The 18960-nt window shown below is 51.8% G+C and carries 13 protein-coding genes and 1 pseudogene; 7 read left to right on the top strand and 7 right to left on the bottom strand.

Annotated elements, in window-relative coordinates; translation table 11 throughout:
• The first annotated feature begins 503 nt into the window (after window positions 1–503).
• From CO251_RS02545 to CO251_RS02525, 5 genes and pseudogenes are all read left to right on the top strand, one after another.
• Complete coding sequence (locus tag CO251_RS02545; RefSeq protein WP_158246137.1) at window positions 504–2579, top strand: FUSC family protein; 2076 nt, start codon at window positions 504–506, stop codon at window positions 2577–2579.
• Between the two features lie 590 nt (window positions 2580–3169).
• Window positions 3170–3652, top strand: a pseudogene (locus CO251_RS02540) (LysE/ArgO family amino acid transporter); the annotation flags it as partial.
• 75 nt (window positions 3653–3727) lie between these two features.
• The gene (tnpA, locus tag CO251_RS02535; RefSeq protein WP_103374242.1) at window positions 3728–4132 is read left to right on the top strand and encodes an IS200/IS605 family transposase; all 405 of its coding nucleotides are present in this window, start codon (window positions 3728–3730) and stop codon (window positions 4130–4132) included.
• A complete protein-coding gene (locus tag CO251_RS02530; protein ID WP_242968248.1) occupies window positions 4083–5219 on the top strand; it encodes a transposase in 1137 nt (378 codons plus the stop codon). The genes tnpA and CO251_RS02530 overlap by 50 nt, the downstream gene beginning before the upstream one ends.
• A 576-nt stretch (window positions 5220–5795) precedes the next feature.
• A complete protein-coding gene (locus tag CO251_RS02525) occupies window positions 5796–6584 on the top strand; it encodes an enoyl-CoA hydratase-related protein (RefSeq protein WP_103374240.1) in 789 nt (262 codons plus the stop codon).
• A gap of 275 nt (window positions 6585–6859) precedes the next feature.
• Here CO251_RS02525 and CO251_RS02520 read toward each other — a convergent pair whose 3' ends face one another.
• From CO251_RS02520 to CO251_RS02490, 6 genes are all read right to left on the bottom strand, one after another.
• Window positions 6860–7489: a class I SAM-dependent methyltransferase gene (locus tag CO251_RS02520; RefSeq protein ID WP_103374239.1), complete on the bottom strand. Its 630-nt coding sequence runs from the start codon at window positions 7487–7489 to the stop codon at window positions 6860–6862.
• Window positions 7490–7690: 201 nt separating this feature from the next.
• Window positions 7691–8476 carry a pseudouridine synthase gene (locus CO251_RS02510; RefSeq protein ID WP_146038957.1) on the bottom strand — a complete coding sequence of 262 codons (786 nt, stop codon included), beginning with the start codon at window positions 8474–8476 and terminating at the stop codon, window positions 7691–7693.
• A 50-nt stretch (window positions 8477–8526) separates the two neighbouring features.
• Window positions 8527–9795 carry an MFS transporter gene (locus CO251_RS02505; protein WP_103374238.1) on the bottom strand — a complete coding sequence of 423 codons (1269 nt, stop codon included), beginning with the start codon at window positions 9793–9795 and terminating at the stop codon, window positions 8527–8529.
• 110 nt (window positions 9796–9905) lie between these two features.
• The gene (locus CO251_RS02500) at window positions 9906–10223 is read right to left on the bottom strand and encodes a hypothetical protein (protein WP_146038956.1); all 318 of its coding nucleotides are present in this window, start codon (window positions 10221–10223) and stop codon (window positions 9906–9908) included.
• 46 nt (window positions 10224–10269) lie between these two features.
• Complete coding sequence (locus tag CO251_RS02495; protein ID WP_158246136.1) at window positions 10270–10620, bottom strand: helix-turn-helix transcriptional regulator; 351 nt, start codon at window positions 10618–10620, stop codon at window positions 10270–10272.
• A gap of 210 nt (window positions 10621–10830) precedes the next feature.
• Window positions 10831–12105 carry an APC family permease gene (locus tag CO251_RS02490; protein ID WP_103374235.1) on the bottom strand — a complete coding sequence of 425 codons (1275 nt, stop codon included), beginning with the start codon at window positions 12103–12105 and terminating at the stop codon, window positions 10831–10833.
• A gap of 131 nt (window positions 12106–12236) precedes the next feature.
• Here CO251_RS02490 and CO251_RS02485 point away from each other — a divergent pair, with 131 nt between their 5' ends.
• Window positions 12237–13145, top strand: a complete 909-nt coding sequence (locus CO251_RS02485; RefSeq protein WP_158246135.1) for a LysR family transcriptional regulator — start codon at window positions 12237–12239, stop codon at window positions 13143–13145.
• A 222-nt stretch (window positions 13146–13367) separates the two neighbouring features.
• On the opposite strand, the gene CO251_RS02480 is transcribed toward CO251_RS02485, so the two are convergent.
• The gene (locus tag CO251_RS02480; protein ID WP_158246134.1) at window positions 13368–15848 is read right to left on the bottom strand and encodes an EAL domain-containing protein; all 2481 of its coding nucleotides are present in this window, start codon (window positions 15846–15848) and stop codon (window positions 13368–13370) included.
• A gap of 460 nt (window positions 15849–16308) precedes the next feature.
• Here CO251_RS02480 and CO251_RS02475 point away from each other — a divergent pair, with 460 nt between their 5' ends.
• Window positions 16309–18531 carry a bifunctional diguanylate cyclase/phosphodiesterase gene (locus CO251_RS02475; protein WP_103374232.1) on the top strand — a complete coding sequence of 741 codons (2223 nt, stop codon included), beginning with the start codon at window positions 16309–16311 and terminating at the stop codon, window positions 18529–18531.
• The last annotated feature ends 429 nt before the right edge of the window (window positions 18532–18960 follow it).

Here is an 18960-nt window from a genome sequence, read left to right as displayed (position 1 = left end):
TAAGACGCAAGGAATGCAAAGAAATGAGACGCCGTAACCCTTTGGTCTATACGCCGAAGCGTTACGGCGTCAGATTATGGTCCTGATGATTGTGCGCGCGAATTGGCGCGCACGTTACCGATAGCTGTCCTGCCCGGAAGTTTCCGTAGTCAGACGTCTTGAAAGGCGCCGGGAGGGGCAATGGATGGTGTGCCATAGGTGTCTTCGTCGTCAACGACGATGGGCGAAGGGAGTGTGTGACATTATGATCTGGGGTACGTGTTATGGGCACGGGGTGCTAGCGTATGAACCAGCCTCATGGCAGGACCGATTCCCATTTACCAGGTGCCCGTTCCGACCATGACTGGGGTGGACAAAGACTTCTTCCCAGCCCTCCTAAACCCACGTCGTTGGTAAAATTCCGACACTAAGAGGTCAGCCAGCTAGTGTGCTAGCATAGAGATCAATGGCTAAATGTAGATTTGTCCACAAAGAGGGGTTCTGTGAGGTGTGGGAGAATGCGGATGAAGGCGATAGACGCTAGGCATATCGTCACAAATTTAGCCACCCATGATCCTGCCCAGCTTCAAGTGGTTTCGGGAGTGCGCAATGCGGTAGGCATCGTGTTACCTTTGATTGTCGGTACGGCAATAGGTCACGTCCAGACGGCCGTGGTGATGGCAGTGGGCGCCTTAGTCGCGGGGCTGGCAGGACTTTCCGGTCCTATGGTGCAACGCATTCGTACCATGATTTTAGCCGTCTTGTGGATGGGCCTTGCGTCATTTCTTGGCAGTATTGTAGGACATTCGTTGGTGAACATTATTATTCTCACTATGGTAAGTGGCTTCTTAGCGGGATTGATGGTCGCCATTTCGCCCCAAGCGACGCAAGTCGGCACATTAGCCACGATGGGCTTGGTGATTTTTTCTGCTTTTCCTACCACACCGTATTTCGCGATGATTCAAACCATCTTTGTCGTATCGGGAGGGCTTCTCCAGCTCCTGTTCATGATCGTGTTCTTTATAGCCATACCGCCAGCAACAGAAGTCAAGAGTGTATTGGCGGCACTCAGAGCGCTTAGCGCATACATCGAACAGCCGACTCGGCAAAATGATTTGGCGTTATCCTATGCCATGGCTATGGCTGAATCTCAAGTGCGTGATTCGTTGTTGTCTGCGGACTACCGGCAATATCTGTGGAATATTTTACGGAACACGCAAGAGCTGCGATGGATGTTTGCAGATGATATCTTGGAGGAAAAAACACGCAGCATACCGCCCGTTAGTGAAAAGATACAGATAACGAAGCTAAGGGCCGCGTTGGACACGGCTACCGAAGCATTACGCCAGAAATCTCAAGATCGCCTGTTGAACAGACCCGCCATTTGGCCCGCATGGCACGCCGCCAAAATGGTGGGGGCGGAAAGTGTGGAGTCCAGCCGTCCTGCTCTATATATGGACCAAGCCCTACAGGACTTGGTTACATTGGCGAAATCGCCCGTTACCGTTGGATCCCGCCATGTCATAGGGAACCAACCCCATCTACTCAAATCCCATCATCCGATTCTTTTCACGTTACGGGCCAACCTGACAGGGCATTCGGCAGCGTTTCGTCATGCCCTGCGTATGACAGTAATTTTGGGGATTGCGGTATGGCTGTATGGCCTTTTATCGTTGCCGCGCGGATATTGGGTGCCCCTTACGACGTTAGTCATATTAAAGCCCGACTTTTTTTCTACGATTATCCGGGGTATTGCTCGGGTGTTGGGCACGATTGGCGGGGTGGTGATCGCCACGGCCCTTTTCGCGCTCCCCATTCACTCGATATTGCTCACATTAATCGCTTTAGTCCTCTTCGCCATCGGGCTATACACCGTATTTTCTTACAACTATACACTCTTTAGCATGTTTATGACCGCAGAGATTGTCATCATGCTCTCGTTCTTTGACCGGTTGTCACCGGTTAAGACCATTGAGGCACGCACCGTCGACACGCTGATTGGCGCAGCTCTCGCCTTTTTCGCGTATTTCCTATGGCCTCGCTGGCAGCGTACCTCCCTTACCAGTACGATTGCCGATCTGGTGCAAAGCGAGCGTCTGTACTTTCAGTTTTTGATTGCGTTTTGTGAAAGCCCTGCGTTAACGCAGGACCAAACCGCCTTCTATCAACAGCAAATCCAATTGGCTCGCACGAATGCGTTGTCCTCTCTCAATCATGTGTTGAGTCGCCGCGATAAAAGACCGGTAGACGCGGAATCTGCTGCGGGACTACTGACAGCCCTGCGTCGCTTCGACGACGCTTTACAGGTTGTCCGAACCTACTGTGTGCAAAAACCCCTGCGTACAACTGTCACTCGTACCTCCAATGCCATGGATTTGGCGAAATTCAGCCGGTCCATGGCGGAGATGCTGGAAGCCATTGAGCATGCTCTGCGCACAGATCTCAACCCTCTCTCCCCATCGCTACTGGCTCAATTTGTGAATTTGCAACCACGCCCGGGCTGTCTGGCCGATTCTCATGAATGCTTAGTCGTTCAAGCGTTGTATGAGCCGATTGGCACGATGATGCGCATGTTGCCCGAGCACCATAAACCAGACTAAGTCCAAACAGGCAGTGCGTAGCATCCTAAACGGGTGTTAACCTCGAGGTGCAAGGAGTGAGCGTTTTGCCTGAAGACGCAGTGTAGGAGGAAAAGAGGGGTACGCCTTGGATCCTTTAGGGTTCATTGCTGAATTTTGCCTATCACAATGCGGTCGTCGTCTGGCCGGGCCGAATCGATCATCATGACACCCGAGCGCCGCAAAGTCCGCCACAGCGCAAAAAGCTCTTTACAGAAATTCTCTAATATCCTTTATAGGTATGATATTCTAATAAGAATACGAGTTGTAATCCTAGATAGAATTAGACCTGGGGATGGGTGGTGTGAAGTCTTTTACCGAACAGACAAGGCCTTAGTGATGGCCGGCGTTTATGGATAAACGCGACTCCCACAAAACGGTAATGTCACCGACACGTATTTCGCACCTGAGCATCTCCGTCACAGGAATGTGAGGGGCACAGAAGTCCAAAGAGGAGAAGGTTTATGACTGCCGCTTTTGCTCACGGCTTTTTATTAGCGCTAGCGCTCATCCTTCCACTGGGTCCGCAAAATACGTTTGTGATAAGCTAAGGCGCAACCCATCGCCAATACCGACAGACGTTGCCTGTTGTGGTGACGGCTGCACTCTCGGATACAATCCTCATTAGCGGAGCGGTGCTTGGTGTCAGCGTCGTTTTGCTGACAGTTCCCATGTTAAAGGTCATCATCACGATACTAGGAATTCTCTTCCTAATAAAGATGGGGTGGCACTCGTGGCGAGCTCCGGTCCTTTCGCAGACATCTGAGAACGAAACTAGAAGGTATTGGACGCTACCGCGCCGGGTTGGCCATACGCTCCGGGCATCCTTATTAAATCCCCATGCGATTATGGATACGGTCATCGTTATTGGCGGAGGCTCGGTCATGTATAGCAGACCAGATGACAAACTCGCTTATGCCATAGCGGCCATGCTCGTATCGTGGATGTGGTTCGTTGCCCTTTCGCTGGCCGGGCGTCTATTGGTTGAGTTGCCGCATTCGTTTAGACTCCTAAAGGGATTTAACGATCTTGCGCCAGAAGTCCCCCGCCTCTGAGGCGGCGAGATGAATGGCGTGTTTTTTCTTCCTGTGTTATCCTATCAGTAGTAATAGCAAAGAAGGTTATTTGTCATGGAACTTGATGGCAATAATCATTCAGTGTTCTTGATGTACTATCACCTGATTTTGGTGATTAAGTATCGGCGTAAAGTGATTGATGATGCCATTTCGAACCGTTTGCGTGAGATTTTTGAGTACATACAGCCGAATTACCACATCACACTTCAAGAATGGAACCATGATCGTGATCATGTCCATGTTTTGTTCAAGGCACATCCCAATTCCGAACTCTCTCGGTTTATCAACGCATACAAAAGCGCATCGTCAAGGCTCATTAAAAAAGAATTTCCGCTCATACGACAATCGCTTTGGAAAGAGTATTTCTGGTCACGCAGTTTCTGCTTGCTCACGACAGGAGGTGCCCCCATTGAGACCATCAAAAGGTACATCGAAAACCAAGGAGAACGAAACCCTTAGCGTGTTGCGTTTTCGTTTGGAACCGACGAAAGAGCAGGAACAAACGCTCTTTCGCACCTTCTATTTGTGTCGAAAACTTTACAACCAGGCGCTCGAAGAGCGTATAAGGTCCTATCGCGAAAAGGGAATCTCCATTCGCTACACAGACCAACAAAACCACTTACCTGCGTGGAAGCGAGAACATCCTGAGTACAAGGAAGTCCATTCGCAAGTATTGCAAAACGTCTTGCAAAGACTGGATCAGGCGTTTGTGAACTTTTTCGAGAAACGGGCAAGGTTCCCGAAGTTCAAAAACAAATTCATGTTTCGTTCCATCACCTACCCGCAAGCAAGAGACACTTATTTTCATGAAAACACGGTGTATCTTCCGAAAATCGGGGGGGTCAGAATGATGGCCCATCAGCCCTTCGATGCAGCGTCTGTCAAAATGATCAATGTCAAATTCCATGATGGCCAGTGGTATGTAAACCTGACCTATGTGACAGAAGCCGCGGCGTCACTCACAGAGATTCAAAACGCGGTGGGCATGGATCTGGGATTGCTGGCGCTGATTGCCACTTCCGATGGGGAATTCTTCGAAAATCCGAAGTGGCTCCAAAAGAGTGAAAAGCGGCTGAAGCGCAAGCAACGACAGCTTTCCCGCAAAAAGAAAGGCAGTAAGAACCGCGAAAAAGCCAAGCATGAACTTCAGGGCGTCCACGACCATGTGGCGAACCAGCGCAAGGACCATCTGCACAAGGTCAGCCGATCCTTGGTAGACCGGTACGCCCTGATTTGCATGGAGGATTTGCCCGTGAAAGAGATGATGAAAAATCATCGACTGGCAAAATCCATTGCGAATGCCGGGTGGGGGAGGTTGACGGCCTACATCGAATACAAGGCAAAATTCGCGGGGAAAAGGGTTATTAAAGTTCCACCCCATCACACCTCCCAACTGTGTAGTAGCGGTTGCGGAACGATGGTAAAGAAAGACCTGTCGGTGCGTATTCATCACTGCCCGACGTGTGGATTAGCAATTGATCGTGACGTCAACGCCGCGATCAACATTCTGCATCGAGGATTAGAAATCCTACAGCCAGTGAGCTAACGGATATGCGTCATGTAGGCATGGAACAGGCCGAATCCACGCTTGCGGAGATCATGTAAGACCTGCGACAGCAGGCGGTGGTCGATGAAGCAAGAAGCTCTCGCCTCTAAGCGAAGCGAAGGCGGGAGCAGTTCACTCGGCTTTCTGCGGGCATTATGTGGCTCATCGCTGGGAGATATCTGATCCAATTAAGCCGTATGTTATGGAATGGCTAACATATATTCGGTACAAGGATTCTTGAGGATGCGTTGAACCAAGGAAGGTAGCAATAAGGTTGCTCATGGGCCTAATGATGATTAATTTTGGATAAGTCCCTCACGCTGGTCCATAGGGTCGTTTCGTTTCAATCCTTGTTTTGGTATCAATCAAAAGCCATCCTTAATTAATCTATCGACCAGATTTTCAATATATCAGAAAATAGCGTTTTAGCTGGTAATATAATAGACGCTAGAAGGATCGTCTACAAGGCTATAACCGGCGTTAAGAGGTCTCAAGTTTTTGGCGGAAAGGAACCGCTGGCTCAAAAAACTATGACGGACCTATTCGTTTGAGTTCCTTAGAAAGAAGGATGGATCTATGTCGTTGATTGAGATGAACGTTTTCGCCGAAGAACGCATTGCGACGCTTGCGCTGAATAATCCCAGACGGCGCCATGCTTTGTCTCATGCCTTGCTTGCGGAACTAGAACACGCGGTGAAGGAATTGGCTGCTAAGCGATCAGTAAATGTGGTCATCATTCAGTCTAGTGGCCCTGCGTTTAGCTCAGGCCATGACCTGACGGAAGTGCTGGACCAATCGCCAGAAGATGTGCATAGCCTTTTTCTCGCCTGTGGTCAGACGATGCGAGCGGTAAGTCAAGCACCTCAGGTCTATATTGCGCAAGTTCAGGGTATTGCCACAGCGGCAGGGTGCCAATTGGTTGCAGCCTGTGATTTGGCGGTGTCAGCGCGTTCAGCCCGTTACGCGACACCCGGTGTCAAAATCGGACTCTTTTGCAGTACGCCGGCGGTGCATGTGACGCGCAATATAGGCCGAAAGAAGGCGGCGGAACTACTATTTACGGGAGAGTTTATGTCGGCGGCGGATGCGTTGACGTATGGTTTAGTCAACCGCGTCGTCGATGATGAAGAACTGGAGCAAGAAACATGGAAATTGGCGCGAACGATTGCGCAGTATTCGTTAAATACTCTCGAAGTCGGCAAGCGCACACTTCATGCTCAGTGGCAAATGAATGACGATCAAGCTTTGGAGTTCGCGACCGAAGTCATCGCCCGCCAAGCCGCCGATGCTGATGCGAAAGAGGGCATTGCGGCCTTTTTGTCCAAGCGTGAACCGGTATGGAAGGACCGTAGTCCTCAGGATTGACTCTGGTATTGGCCTCCTCACGGGCCCTATGAAGTGCCTAATTTAGAAAAAAGGGAAGTCATATACGCCGAGAAGAAGCGTGCTATGCCCACAAAAGTCGCATGTTCACGTAGCCTGACCTGCTAGTCCAAGGTGACGGTGACAAAGACAATGATAAGGGTCAAGGCGCAGGGGGGAGTTGTTCGCGCTATCAGTCGGTCCCGATACCAGGATGCTGGCAAAGCGTCTCAGTGTCGGGGCTGCCGCATTGGAACGACGTTGAGGCGTAGCATGGGTCAGTTCGTTTTCAAAACGATCCACTGATTATGCGAATAGGCCATGTGTTTGTACCATGAAGGGAGTTCCGAAATTAACCGGGTAGGGCCTGGCCAATTGGGGACATCATCAAAGACAATCACGCCGCCGTCTTTGACGTAACCACTCCAGAGTTCGAAGTCCCGCCGGACAGCATAATAATCATGGTCGGCGTCAATAAATAACAAACCAATGGGTTGATCGAGGGGCCACGCTTTGGCGGCTTCGACCGTTGTCATTCGTACCGGGACAACCCAATCCCGCACGCCTAATTTCTCCATGTTGTCTAGAAATTCTTGGTAGAGTTGGTCGGGATGATACTGGGCAAGAAGGTCTGCGTGTTCTTTTTCGCTCGGGGTGCCTTGCCAGGTATCTACGCAAACAATTTTCCCGGGCGACTGTTGATCCGCTAAAGCTGCGGCCATCCATGCACTGGAGCGGCCTTTCCACGACCCTAGTTCTACCACTACGGGAACCGGGATTTTGTTCTGAACCAAGTGATATAAAGTGACTCCAGCCACAGGAGAGCACCAGCCTTGAATCGGCTCAATCTGATCTTGCCAGGATAAAAGACGTTGTTGGGTCTCAACAGGCAGCTCATTAAAATTCATACTGGGCCCTCTTTCGTGGACCTTGACGCCCACTGTTGTCACGACCCATGCTATCACATCAGCCAGAAGGTCTTGAAACAATAGCACCTATATTTTCGTCCGTTTTGATGGACAGGTCAGATAGCGGTACTTTGAGGGGCTTCCACCCTTCGAAAGCCTCGGTAAATGGCCGGGGGTGGAAGCTAGGCGCAGGATGGATGATCAATATAGGCCCAAGGCCTGTTTCAAACGGTGACGGTCAAATCCGACTGATACGGTATTGTTTATGACGATGACCGGAATCCCGCGCTCGTCACCCCGCAGTTGGCGCATGGTTTGAATCGTCGCGTCATTGTCGAGGGTATGATCGACATAGCCAAATCCGTTATAGGATAGCAGCGCTTTCGTGCCGTTACAGATGCTGCAGGGGGGTACCGTATAGAGATCAATGGCGGGCAATTTCATGCGTTCTCCCAAGGCTACGTGAGTGACCTTGTCACCAAACGGGATGGAGACGCGGTAGCAGACGAAATAAGCATCCGCCTGTGGGTCTAAAAGCCAGTCTTGACGCAAAAGGGCGGTATCACCTAGGGGCGTATCAATGTCCCAAATAGCGACGTTGTCATAAATTTGATGGTCAAGAACTTGGACACTGTCTATGGTTTGGGGGTTTATGTCTTTAGGCAGGCGGACGCGGTAGGAAAAGAGAAAGCGATGATCGTTATACAGTTGACGGAGCTCTTTGACGCTGTCGTCGGATTTGGCGACGACAACCAAGCCGCGATCGCCAGCCATGAGACGGTGAATGACGCCAGGGGCATGACTCGTTTCCATTTCGGCAAGCCAACGATTCGATTGAAGCAGGCTGTTCACTAAAGTGTTGGTAGTGTCTACCGTGTCGGGATGAACTGCAAGTCCTTGCGGCTTATCTGCGACAACAAAGTGCGGGCCTTCATACCAGATGTCAACGGGTGTGGCGCTTACAGCAAGCAGCGGAGTTTTTTCCATAGAGAACCCTTCTTTCAGAGATGGATAGAACAGGTATTATGCCCAAAGGTTTAACGCCGACCGTGGGCTAGTTTCAACGCATCGGGTAGACGACGCAGGCGGGCCATGGCCCAAATACCGACGGCCGGGCCAATGGCTAAAAACATCAGCACGTAATGCCAGCTTATCACAGCCGCTAGGAAGCCGATGAGGTTAATCGAGCCAATGGTAATCAGAAAGCCCACGGCCATTTGCAATGTTAAGGCGCTGCCTTGCAGGTCTTTTGGAGCTAATTCGGTCACAGAGGCAGAAAACTGAGCAGAATCGGCAATCACGCTAAAGCCCCAAATGAGCGCGATAACCAACGTTAACAACGGTCTAGCGTGATAGGTGAAGCCAATAATCAGGGCCATCGAACCGCTCACACTCATCGCCATAATCGTTGCCCACGTGCGTCCGTAACGGTCAGCCGCCCAGCCTCCGGCCAGGGCCCCGGCAAAACCGGCCAGTCCAATGACGGCGAAGCTAGCGCTGCCAGCGAGGGTGATAAGGGTTGGGCCGCGCCAGTAGACGTGCCAACTGGAGAGCAGAAAGGCCGGAAGCCATGCCCACATGGCGTATAGCTCCCACATGTGGCCCCAGTAGCCGAGATTAGCCCACATCACAGGGCCATCATGCAGTACGGCGCCAACTCGGTTCCAACGAAAGACGGGGGGCGAAAATGGCCCCGGATGCTCAGGCACGATCCACAAGACAATCGCCCACGAGATAACGGCAAGCACTGCGCTGCCGGCCAGAACAGCTTGCCAGTGTTGTAATAGTGGCACCCCTACGAGTAAATGGGGCAAGGCGGATCCGACGGTTAATCCCCCAATTAAAATGCCTACTGCCAAGCCACGCTGTGTAGGAAACCAGCTAGCGACCCACTGGACCGCGACGGGATAGACGATGGACAAAAAAGCTCCGGTGAGGGTGCGTAGGACAAAGGCCATCCATCCTCCGTGTGGCAAAGCCAGTAGAGCCGCTGTTGTGAGAGCGGCTCCCATCGCGCCCCAGCCCATCAACATGCGCGGACGAAAGCGGTCTGCGAAGCCTAATGTGGCGCTTAACAGTGCGCCGCCTACAAATCCGAGCTGCACGGTGGACGTAAGCCATATCACGGCTGAGCCTGTCAGCTGCCATTGCCGAGTTAAGGCACTAACGACGGCTGAGGCACTAAACCACACACTCATGGCTAAAAGCTCGGCGATAGTAATCCATGCGAGCGCACGCCAACGCGAGGCGGGAGGCCTTTGTTTGGGTCCTTTGTTGAGCTGACCTGCGTGTCCTGGCAGTGTCATGCCTACCCCCCTCTCTTCTTAACGCGTAGCGCACTCGAAACTCAATACTATAATAAATATAGTATTTGACGGAAAGTGTCAATCTTTTAAGGAATTCTAGGCGGCAGTGCCTACCGTGTGTCGTCCGTTGATCCATCTAAGGGATTGTTCGGCCTGACTATGGCATCGGGAGCCTCACACTCCTCCATCGCATGGGTAATGGATGTTACCGAGACGCGGGATCCCTTCACATGGATTTGAGGTCCTTGGGCAGTTTTTTCCACCGTTATCGATTCGACGTCCGCCGCACAGGCGCAACCGCAGGCCCCCGTCGTACAATTCTCAACCATCATTTGTAGGGGCTCGAAAGGGATATTGGCTGAAAACTGAATGCGTACACCATTCGGTTCTTCTTGGGGGTATCCAACCGCAGACATCTTTGACATCATTATCACTCCTATATCGATTATCATCGATGAATTAAGCCAAAAAAATTTAGGCATGGGGGATCTGCCCCATGGCTCCGCGGTGTTCCGTATCGACACAAGCCGTTAACGACGCGACATGACGCTGAAAAGACTCCCACATCGGCTGATTGACTTGGTAGACTCGGTATGTGCCGCGTCGTTCGACTGTTATCAACCCGGCATCCACCAACACTTGCAAATGATGCGAAATGGTCGACTGGGCTAGACGGTGCCGTTGAGTGAAATCGATGACACAGCATGCGGATTCATCTGGTGCGACATCTGCACAGCAAGAGGAGCCGTCTCCTTTAAGTAGGTCGAGAAATAGCGCATAGCGTTGCGGTTGACCCAAGGCCTTAAAAATCGCGACAAGATCCACGGTTTTTGTCTCCAATTCATCGATGTTAATCGATATATTACTTCGGCCCTGATTTGAGTGTCAAGCGCCCTAGGGAAGCAATGGCATTGCGTCAGCGATACGCTTGTAGGCAGATTAGGCTCTCTTTAAACGCTCAACCATAGTAATTGGTCACCGGATTTATGATTGTACTATCGCGTGTCAATTCGAGGTGTCCACAAAATTAGACGATCATTCAACATTCCTAGCGGGGCGACGTTTCACCGAGACAAACCATCCCGCGGTGATCAGGCTTAGGGGATATAGTAGGGCCCAACCGCTGAACGGTAATAAGGCAACGCAGACTATCGCCGCTAGGCCCGCCATTAACACGAACTTTTTTTTGGAAACGTGGGCAAAGAGTTTGACAGCAGAAATCATGGCTACGGTATAGAGAACAAGGAAGACAGTGCTGGGCAAGAGGATAAGGTGGGGAAGGTTGATATGGACCATAGTGTCAATGGTCAGTACGACCGCAAAGTCCAGCGCCAATGCCCATAAAGCCGCCGTAGGAATGCGTCGTATCCGGTGCACGTGGCTAAGAAAGCGCGGAAACACGCCAGCCCGGGCTTGGCTGAACACCATCCGTGAAAATCCCCCGATATTCCCATGAATGGAGACGATTGTGATGACGAGCGCGGTCCATCCAGCTAGGACAGGGCCACTTTGGCCAAAGCCGGTGGCTAGTAATTGACTAAAAGGAATGGGGAGCTCGGTGCGGCCGTAGGCATGAATCCCTATTGTAACAAACGCTAGGGCGACATAAAGCAGTCCTACCACACTGGGGGCCACGAGAAATGTCCGTTGCAAATCTTTACGGGGATTAAGGAATTCCTCCGCAAGATGCCCAACCATTTCCCACCCGACAAAACACCAGAAAACCGAGACGGTTGCTTGGCCAACGGGTAACCAACCATGGGGCACGAATGGATGAAAAGCCCTGGGATGGATGTGAGGGGCGGCAAAAAGGATCGCTATGACGATCAATGCACCGATAATTGCCAGAACAGCGATTTGCATCCAACTGGCAACCTCTACTCCGGCAGCGTGTAATCCCAAAGAACCGGCTAACATTAGTGCAGCGATGAGAGGGATTGTCCATGTGGGCAGGGCCAATGTCGTGGCCGTATAGTCAGCACCCAAAATGGCAATGATCGGGACTCCTATCGGGATGGTCCCAAGAAAGAGCCACGCCGTCAACCGGCTGGCGGAATTCCCCCATGCCAGTCTGACGTATTCGACGATGCCTCCAGCGTGGGGATGTTGGGCGGCAAGTTGGCCAAGGGTCAATGAGAGCGGAAAGGCCAAAACCGACATGATAATCCATGCGACGATTGCGGCAGGTCCGGCTTGCTGGGCGGTAGTGGCCGGGAGGACGAGAATGCCGGAGCCCAATACCGCGCCAATCGCGAGGGCAGATCCGTGCACCCAGGTCAAACGGCGTGCCAATTCGCGGGGATGCTCCATGGTAATTTCTCCTTAAATATATTAGGGAATTTACGAGGTTCTACTTCTTGATGCTAGCATTTCGCTATCAGGGTGTCATACGATAGACGCGATAGAATGTATCGGCCAAACCGATGAAACGAGGTGCGTTTATGGAGCTCAAGAATGTGCAAACGTTTCGGGTGCTAGCCGAAGAGTTGAGCTTCACACGCACCGCGGAACGGCTAAATTATGCGCAGTCGAGTGTCAGTGCTCAGATCCAAAGCTTGGAGGAAGAACTCGGGGTATTATTAGTGGAGCGAAGCGGGAAACGCATTCGGCTTACCGATGCTGGCACGCAGTTTCTTAGTTACGCCCACCGCTTATTGAATCTGGCCGATGAAGCGCATGAGGTGGTGGGAAATTCCTCTGAGGTGGTTGGAACGTTGACCGTTGGGTCTGTCGAAAGTCTTTGTACATATCGTTTGGCACCGGTGTTGAAGGCGTATCGCGCCCACTTTCCCCAGGTCGAATTAATTTTTCGTACGGGGATTTGTCGCGATTTGCGCCAAGCCGTATGGCATGGAAGTTTGGATTTGGCGGTCACATTGGAATCGCCCTGTCAGGACCCGGGCTTGCACTGCGAAATACTAAGAGATGAGCCAATGCGTGTGGTGGCACCGGTGCATCATCCTTTAGCACGGGCGTTAGAAGTGGGGCCTGGAGATTTGGAGCACGAGACCTTATTAGTGACCGAACCGGGATGTAGTTATCGCGTTATGTTTGAGAGTGCGCTAGAGAGCACGGGCATTCATCATCCCCGTGTGGAGTTCTTCAGTGTGGAAGCGATTAAGCAGTGTGTGCAAGCGGGATTAGGGGTATCGCTCTTGCCTTCGATGGCCGTGCAAGAGGAGTTGGAAGCGCACGAGTTGGTGGAACTCCCTTGGAATGGGCCGGAATTTCCCGTCGTAAGCCAATTAGTATGGCGCCATGACAAATGGCTTTCCCCAGCGGCTCGGGGCTTTATTGAGATGACGCGCCGCTACTTTTCTACCGCGCTGCAAGACGTTGACGGCTTGTAGCGGCAAGTGGTGTTAGCACCAAGAAGTCGGATTATACGCTCTGTGATCTTTTGAACGTGGCCCCTTGTCATAACTGAACGGGTCTTCTCTTGTTGCAAGAATGCCCAAGGGCTGTTTCCACGGTGCGTTGGCGCTTCGCATATGACGGTGTCCTTGAGCCCACCCCATGGAGTTATGGAGCCATGGGGTGGGCTCAAGGCCGTTGATGGCTTTTCATGATGCTTAGCGGTAGCGGTTCATGAAGTGTTCAAGGGCGTCCGCCGGCAAAGGGCGGGAAAAATAATAGCCTTGAATGACGCTACAGCCTAGATCCTGCAAGGCGTTGACCTGTTCTTGGGTTTCAGCGCCTTCCGCTATCACCGCAACCCCTAAATTGTTGGCGAGTTCAATCACGGTTTTGACAATCGCCCGACTTTTTGTTTCGTAGAGGACATCGTGCACAAAGGATTGATCGATTTTCAAGGACGTAATCGGAAACTCTTTAAGATAGCGTAGGGACGAAAATCCCGTGCCAAAATCGTCTAGCGCAATGGACATACCCATGTCCCGAAAGGCTTTAAGGATGCGCAAAGTATAAGCCACATTTTCCATGGCCGCGCTTTCCGTAATTTCAATCTCCACGGCTTGTGGAGGGCATCCAGTGGTTTCAAGGATTTGCATAATCATCGCTTGAAGATCGGGTTGCTGGAACTGTCGAGCAGAGAGGTTGATTGCCACTTTGTGCAAAGGGCGTCCTTTGGCTTGCCACTGAGCGGTTTGACGGCAAGCTTCCGCGAAGACTTGCTGGCCAATGGGGATAATCAGACCGGAATGCTCAGCAAATGGAATAAAGTCATTCGGGGGCACTAAGGAGCCGTTGGGGCGTTGCCACCGCACCAAGGCTTCGACCCCATAAATTTGTCCGGTTTGGCTATTCATTTGCGGTTGGTAGTGGAGAATGAATTGACGCTGTTTCAGCGCCTGGTTGAGGTCGCTTTCCAGCAAGACATAGTCGCTGCTTTGACGGTTCATGGTGGCGTTATAGAGTACGAATCGGTTCCCACCTAAATTTTTGGCGCGGTACATGGCCACATCAGCATGTTTGAGCAAGGTATCCGGGTCGCTGCCGTCGTGAGGATAAAGCGCAATCCCAATACTGCCGGGGCAGCGGAATTCCTGACCCGCAATGTGCCACGGCTTTTGCAACTGTTCTAAGATCCGTGCAGCAATGGCACTTAAATCTTCGGCACGCGTCATCGGGCGCAAAAGGACGGCAAATTCATCGCCACCGGTGCGGGCTACCATGTCCTTTTGGCGGATGATTTTCTTAAGCGTATCGGCCACTTGCTGAAGCAATTGGTCACCCGCAGGGTGGCCTAAGGTATCGTTCACATTTTTAAACCGGTCCAAATCCACGAATAGCAGAGCAAAGGATTGCTGATGGTCTTGAGATTCGGCAATAGCGGATTGAATTTCCGCAATAAATTGGCTGCGGTTGGGCAAAGCGGTAAGCGGGTCGTGGTGGGCCAGGTAGCGCAGTTCCAGCTCAGCTTGTTTATGGTCCGTAATGTCGCGGACCAAGCCCCGAAATCCTGCAGGCTGGTCGTCCGCATTGAGAATAAGAGAGACGGTGGCATTGACATACCGCGGCGTTCCGTCCTTGCGTATAATTTGCCACTCGGTCATTGCCGAGTGCCGGCTACGGTATACGCTGTGAAAAGATTGATATAACAATTGGGCCTGGTCTTCATTCGTATAAGCGCGGTAGTTCAGACCCGCCAGTTCTTGTGCCGTGAAGCCGAGAATCGTGCTCAAGGCGGGATTGAAAAAGCGTAGGTTTCCCGCTAAATCCACCTCAAAATAGCCGTCTTGAATTTCATTTAAGATTGTCCGGTATCGCTCTTCGCTATCGGCGAGCGCGCGAGCAGTTTCGCGGTAGGCGGTAATGTCACGTGCCAGCACCACGATGCCCGCTAAAGTCGAACCGTGTCGATAGGGAATGCGATCGACTTCCACTTCTAAAAGGGCACCCGATGCTAAAGGCCATGTTTCAATCGAAGTTCGGGTGGTTTGTTGGGACCGCAAGACCTCTTGGAAGCCGATTTGCCAGGGGTTACTTTGAAATAAAAGACAGGTGTTGGGCACCTCTGGAGGGGTAGACGCGGGGTAACCCATCCAATGCCAGGCAATGTGGTTGGCGCGCAAGAGGTGCTGACCGGCATCAAATTGCCACACCGCGGTATCGGTTGCCTCCATAATCATTTCCAGTTCAAAAAGGGATTGGTGTAAGGAACCTTGAGAGGGAGGACTGGCGGCAGGCGCGGCCGTGATGACCAAACACCACCGCGAGCCATCGGGATAGTAGTAGGGGGTCCGTTGCACTTGCAACCGTTGCGGAGTTTGCTCGGGCCCCCAAAAAACGACCTGTTCGGATAGCGTCTGATGGGCTTGCCAAGCGTGCTCATCCTCTTGGCGGTTACACACGAAGCTTTCCGCTAAATGGGGATAGCGATGCCGGGCTTCTTCTGGCGACAGTTTTGAGGACTGGGGACTATGGATTGCGAACAGCCGTTGAGCGGCTTGATTCATGCGGTACCAAAAACCTTCTGCATCTTTAATTAATACAGGATCAGGACATGCTTTCAACAGCATGTGCAGGCGGGCGTTTGCCAAATCCGTTTGGAAACGGCCCCGGCTTCTAGACTTTCCACGGCGAACAACCATCGCATTGGACTCCTTTTTATATACGGCGCTCCAAAATGTTTTTTGGGCTGTCTCTTGCGCCCCGCGTCCTTGCTGGGGGAGACACCATGCTTTATCACGTGAACCTGTTGTTGTTATGCGCGGATGAATGGGACTCATTGACCGCGAAATTCGACAGTGATATGGGTTTATTGTACTGAATGAACAAGAAGGGCTCCAAATGATAGGAAGGATTTACGGGAAATGTTCCTTAAAAAGGCAAAAAAAACCTGGTTGTGGAATTTTTTAGGGGAAAATGGCCATTAATGTGGCATTGTGCACGCGACAGTCCTTTATACTCTCGGATAGATAACGTCCCACGCCCGAAAGAGCCATGGACTTAGGGCTCTTATGACGGGTGTTTTGTGCACCTTGGCGAAGTTAACCGCTACCGTGGACGAAGAGGCGAGGGTATTTGTGTGAATGGAGGGTGTGAGGGGCGATGCATTGGGAGAGTGGGGCTACGTCCTGGCCCGCAGATGTCATTCATGGGGTGCTCTTCGCTGGGTTGTTGGTTGCGTTGTGGGAATTGGCCGATCTAGCGGCGGTTAAGACCACGCCACTCCTAGCGCGCATTCTGATGATTGTGGGCGCCCCTTTGTCTTTGCTGACGATTGCGCTATGGGGCGGCATGGACATGCCCTATGGGGTCTATTTTGTGGTCATGATGGCCATGTGGTATCTGCTGGCCGAGAAGACGTGGTCTCTCGTGGCCTCAGGCGTGGTATTCGGCGCGATGCTGTTGAGTGCCGTCGGATATCATGGGTGGTCACCTCATACGGTGATGGACATTGTGGTCATGACCGGCGCTGTGGCAGCTCTGACCGTTATGCCGTGGCGCCATCCTGTGTTAATTTACTTAGCATTGTTGGCGGTGTCTTTAACAAGTGTCATCATGAATCCCAATGGGATGCATGATTTTATTGTCACCGTCACGACCGGTTTGTTGTTGGCCGGATACATTACCGGACGCGCGCGGCGGGAAAAAGTGTGGGCGGATGATAAAGAGCGGGCGGAACATGATGCGTTGACGGGCGCCTTGACGCGTCATGGTTGGCAAAGGTGGCGAGAACGGGCCCAAAGCCAAGCGGATACGGATTGGCTCTTTGTGGCGTTTGATATTGATGACTTTAAATCCATTAATGATACTTGGGGCCACATGGTCGGCGATGAGATTCTCTCCCAATTCGCGGCTCGCTTGTTACGCCAATGTCATCCCGAGGATGCCGTGGTGCGGTTTGGCGGCGATGAATTTGCTTGGGTGTCAAAGCTCACAGACCCGGAATTAGCCAAAAAGGTAACGGCCACATTGCATGCGGAGGTGACGGGCGGCTCTTACGAGACAGCGGCTGGGCTTGTGCAATTAGGAGTGTCCATGGGTTACGTCGTGGGCCCGCTGACCGATCGTTTGTTGGAAGATGCCGATGTGCATCTGCTTTATGCCAAGCGCCACGGCAAGAATTACGTGGTAGGTGCAGATACCCCCATCACGGACGCCGATGCAGAGCCGATTTACCGTAATGAGTTAGGATGGCTAGCCGATGCGGCGCTGAATTTGTGGCAATATTGCCAGGTGGGAACGGTTATGACCAGTGTCGATGGCCGTATCGTGGCGGTCAATCCGGCGTTTGAACGCATGACGGGGCGGAGTGCCGATGAACTCGTAGGACAAAGTCCTGCGATTAACAGTGCAAAAACGACGCCTAAAGCGGTCTATCAACAAATGTGGCAGCAGTTGACGCAAGGAAAGCCATGGCAAGGGCGTCTTAAAAATCAGCGACCGAACGGCACCTTTTGGTGGGCTTGCGAAGAGATTATGCCCATTCATTTGGGAGGACGCTTAGTCGGTTATTGGTCCTTGGTCGAGGAATGTTCCGAAGACCAGCAAAGGGCTCAATCGCCTACGGTAGCGTCTTCGTGGCTCGAACAGTTTAGTTACCGGGTGGCGTTTCAGCCGATTGTGCACCTAGCAGATGAACACATTATTGGGTATGAGGCGTTGATTCGGCCGTCCTTTCAAGGGGAGATGGTGAGCCCTTTGCAGTTTTTTTCGGAATGCGCGCAAAACGCTTTAAGTCTCGAGGCAGATTTGGCCTGTCTTTCCGCTATTGCACGGCGCATTCAAGAAATGGGCTTTTGGCCAGCAGGATCTCAATTATTTATTAACATCCAAGAGGCGACGCTTGAACAATCTGAGCGTGTAGAACTCGTGCTTAAGCAAATCATGACGGTGCTGCCACGAAGCCAAATTGTGTTAGAAGTTTATGAGCATGCGACATCCTCTGATCGCGATTGGGCTAGTGTGGCGAAATCATATGCAGGGATCGCGTTTGCCCAGGACGATTTTGGCGTGGGAGAGGCGGATATTGTGCGCATGCATCAGCGCCGCCCGGCATGGCTCAAGTTTGATCGTGCCTTGGTCTCTCGCTTGCCTGTTGATGCAGCGCTCCAGGATTTGATTGCGATGATGGTCTCGTGGCTGCATCAAAGGGATAGTTATGCAATTGGCGAAGGGGTCGAAACTCGTGAGCAAGCTCTTATACTTCAGCACTGCGGCGTCGATGCGGCGCAAGGATATTTATGGGGCCGGCCTAGCTGGGATGTGCCCCAGACCGTATCCCGCCTCATGACAGCTGGTGAGAGTCCCAAAGATGTAGCCGGATAGCAGACGCTAAGCCGTTGTCCAACGCCGGTATAACCGTGGGAACAGCAGAATTTTTATGATTTTTACCTTGGATAGCACGCGAAAAACCTCGCCATAGGCACGGTTTTTTGGTCGTCATGAACAAGACTTTTGGGACCTATCGTTTTGTAATATAAGGGGCTGCGCAAGATGACTTCGTCCCGGACGGTAAAAGGCCGGTGTATGGTGAAGCTTCTTTCAAATTTTGACGACCAGAATGCACCGGTGATTATCCCGTGGGCATCTGTGGGTATATAAGGAGGTTTAAGCTGCTTGCTGTCAATCTATGATGATCTCTGATAATATGTTATTAGGTGATTGTATTATGGATGAGCAGTTTGTCAGTATCGGCAAGGCGGCCAAGATGCTCGGCATGAGCATCGACGGACTCCGGAAGTGGGAACGCGAAGG

The organism is Sulfobacillus sp. hq2 (assembly GCF_002903155.1).
Classification (GTDB): Bacteria; Bacillota; Sulfobacillia; order Sulfobacillales; family Sulfobacillaceae; genus Sulfobacillus; species Sulfobacillus thermotolerans.
Note: the sequence above shows the minus strand (reverse complement) of the source record. Positions and strands in the feature narration are given on the sequence as shown.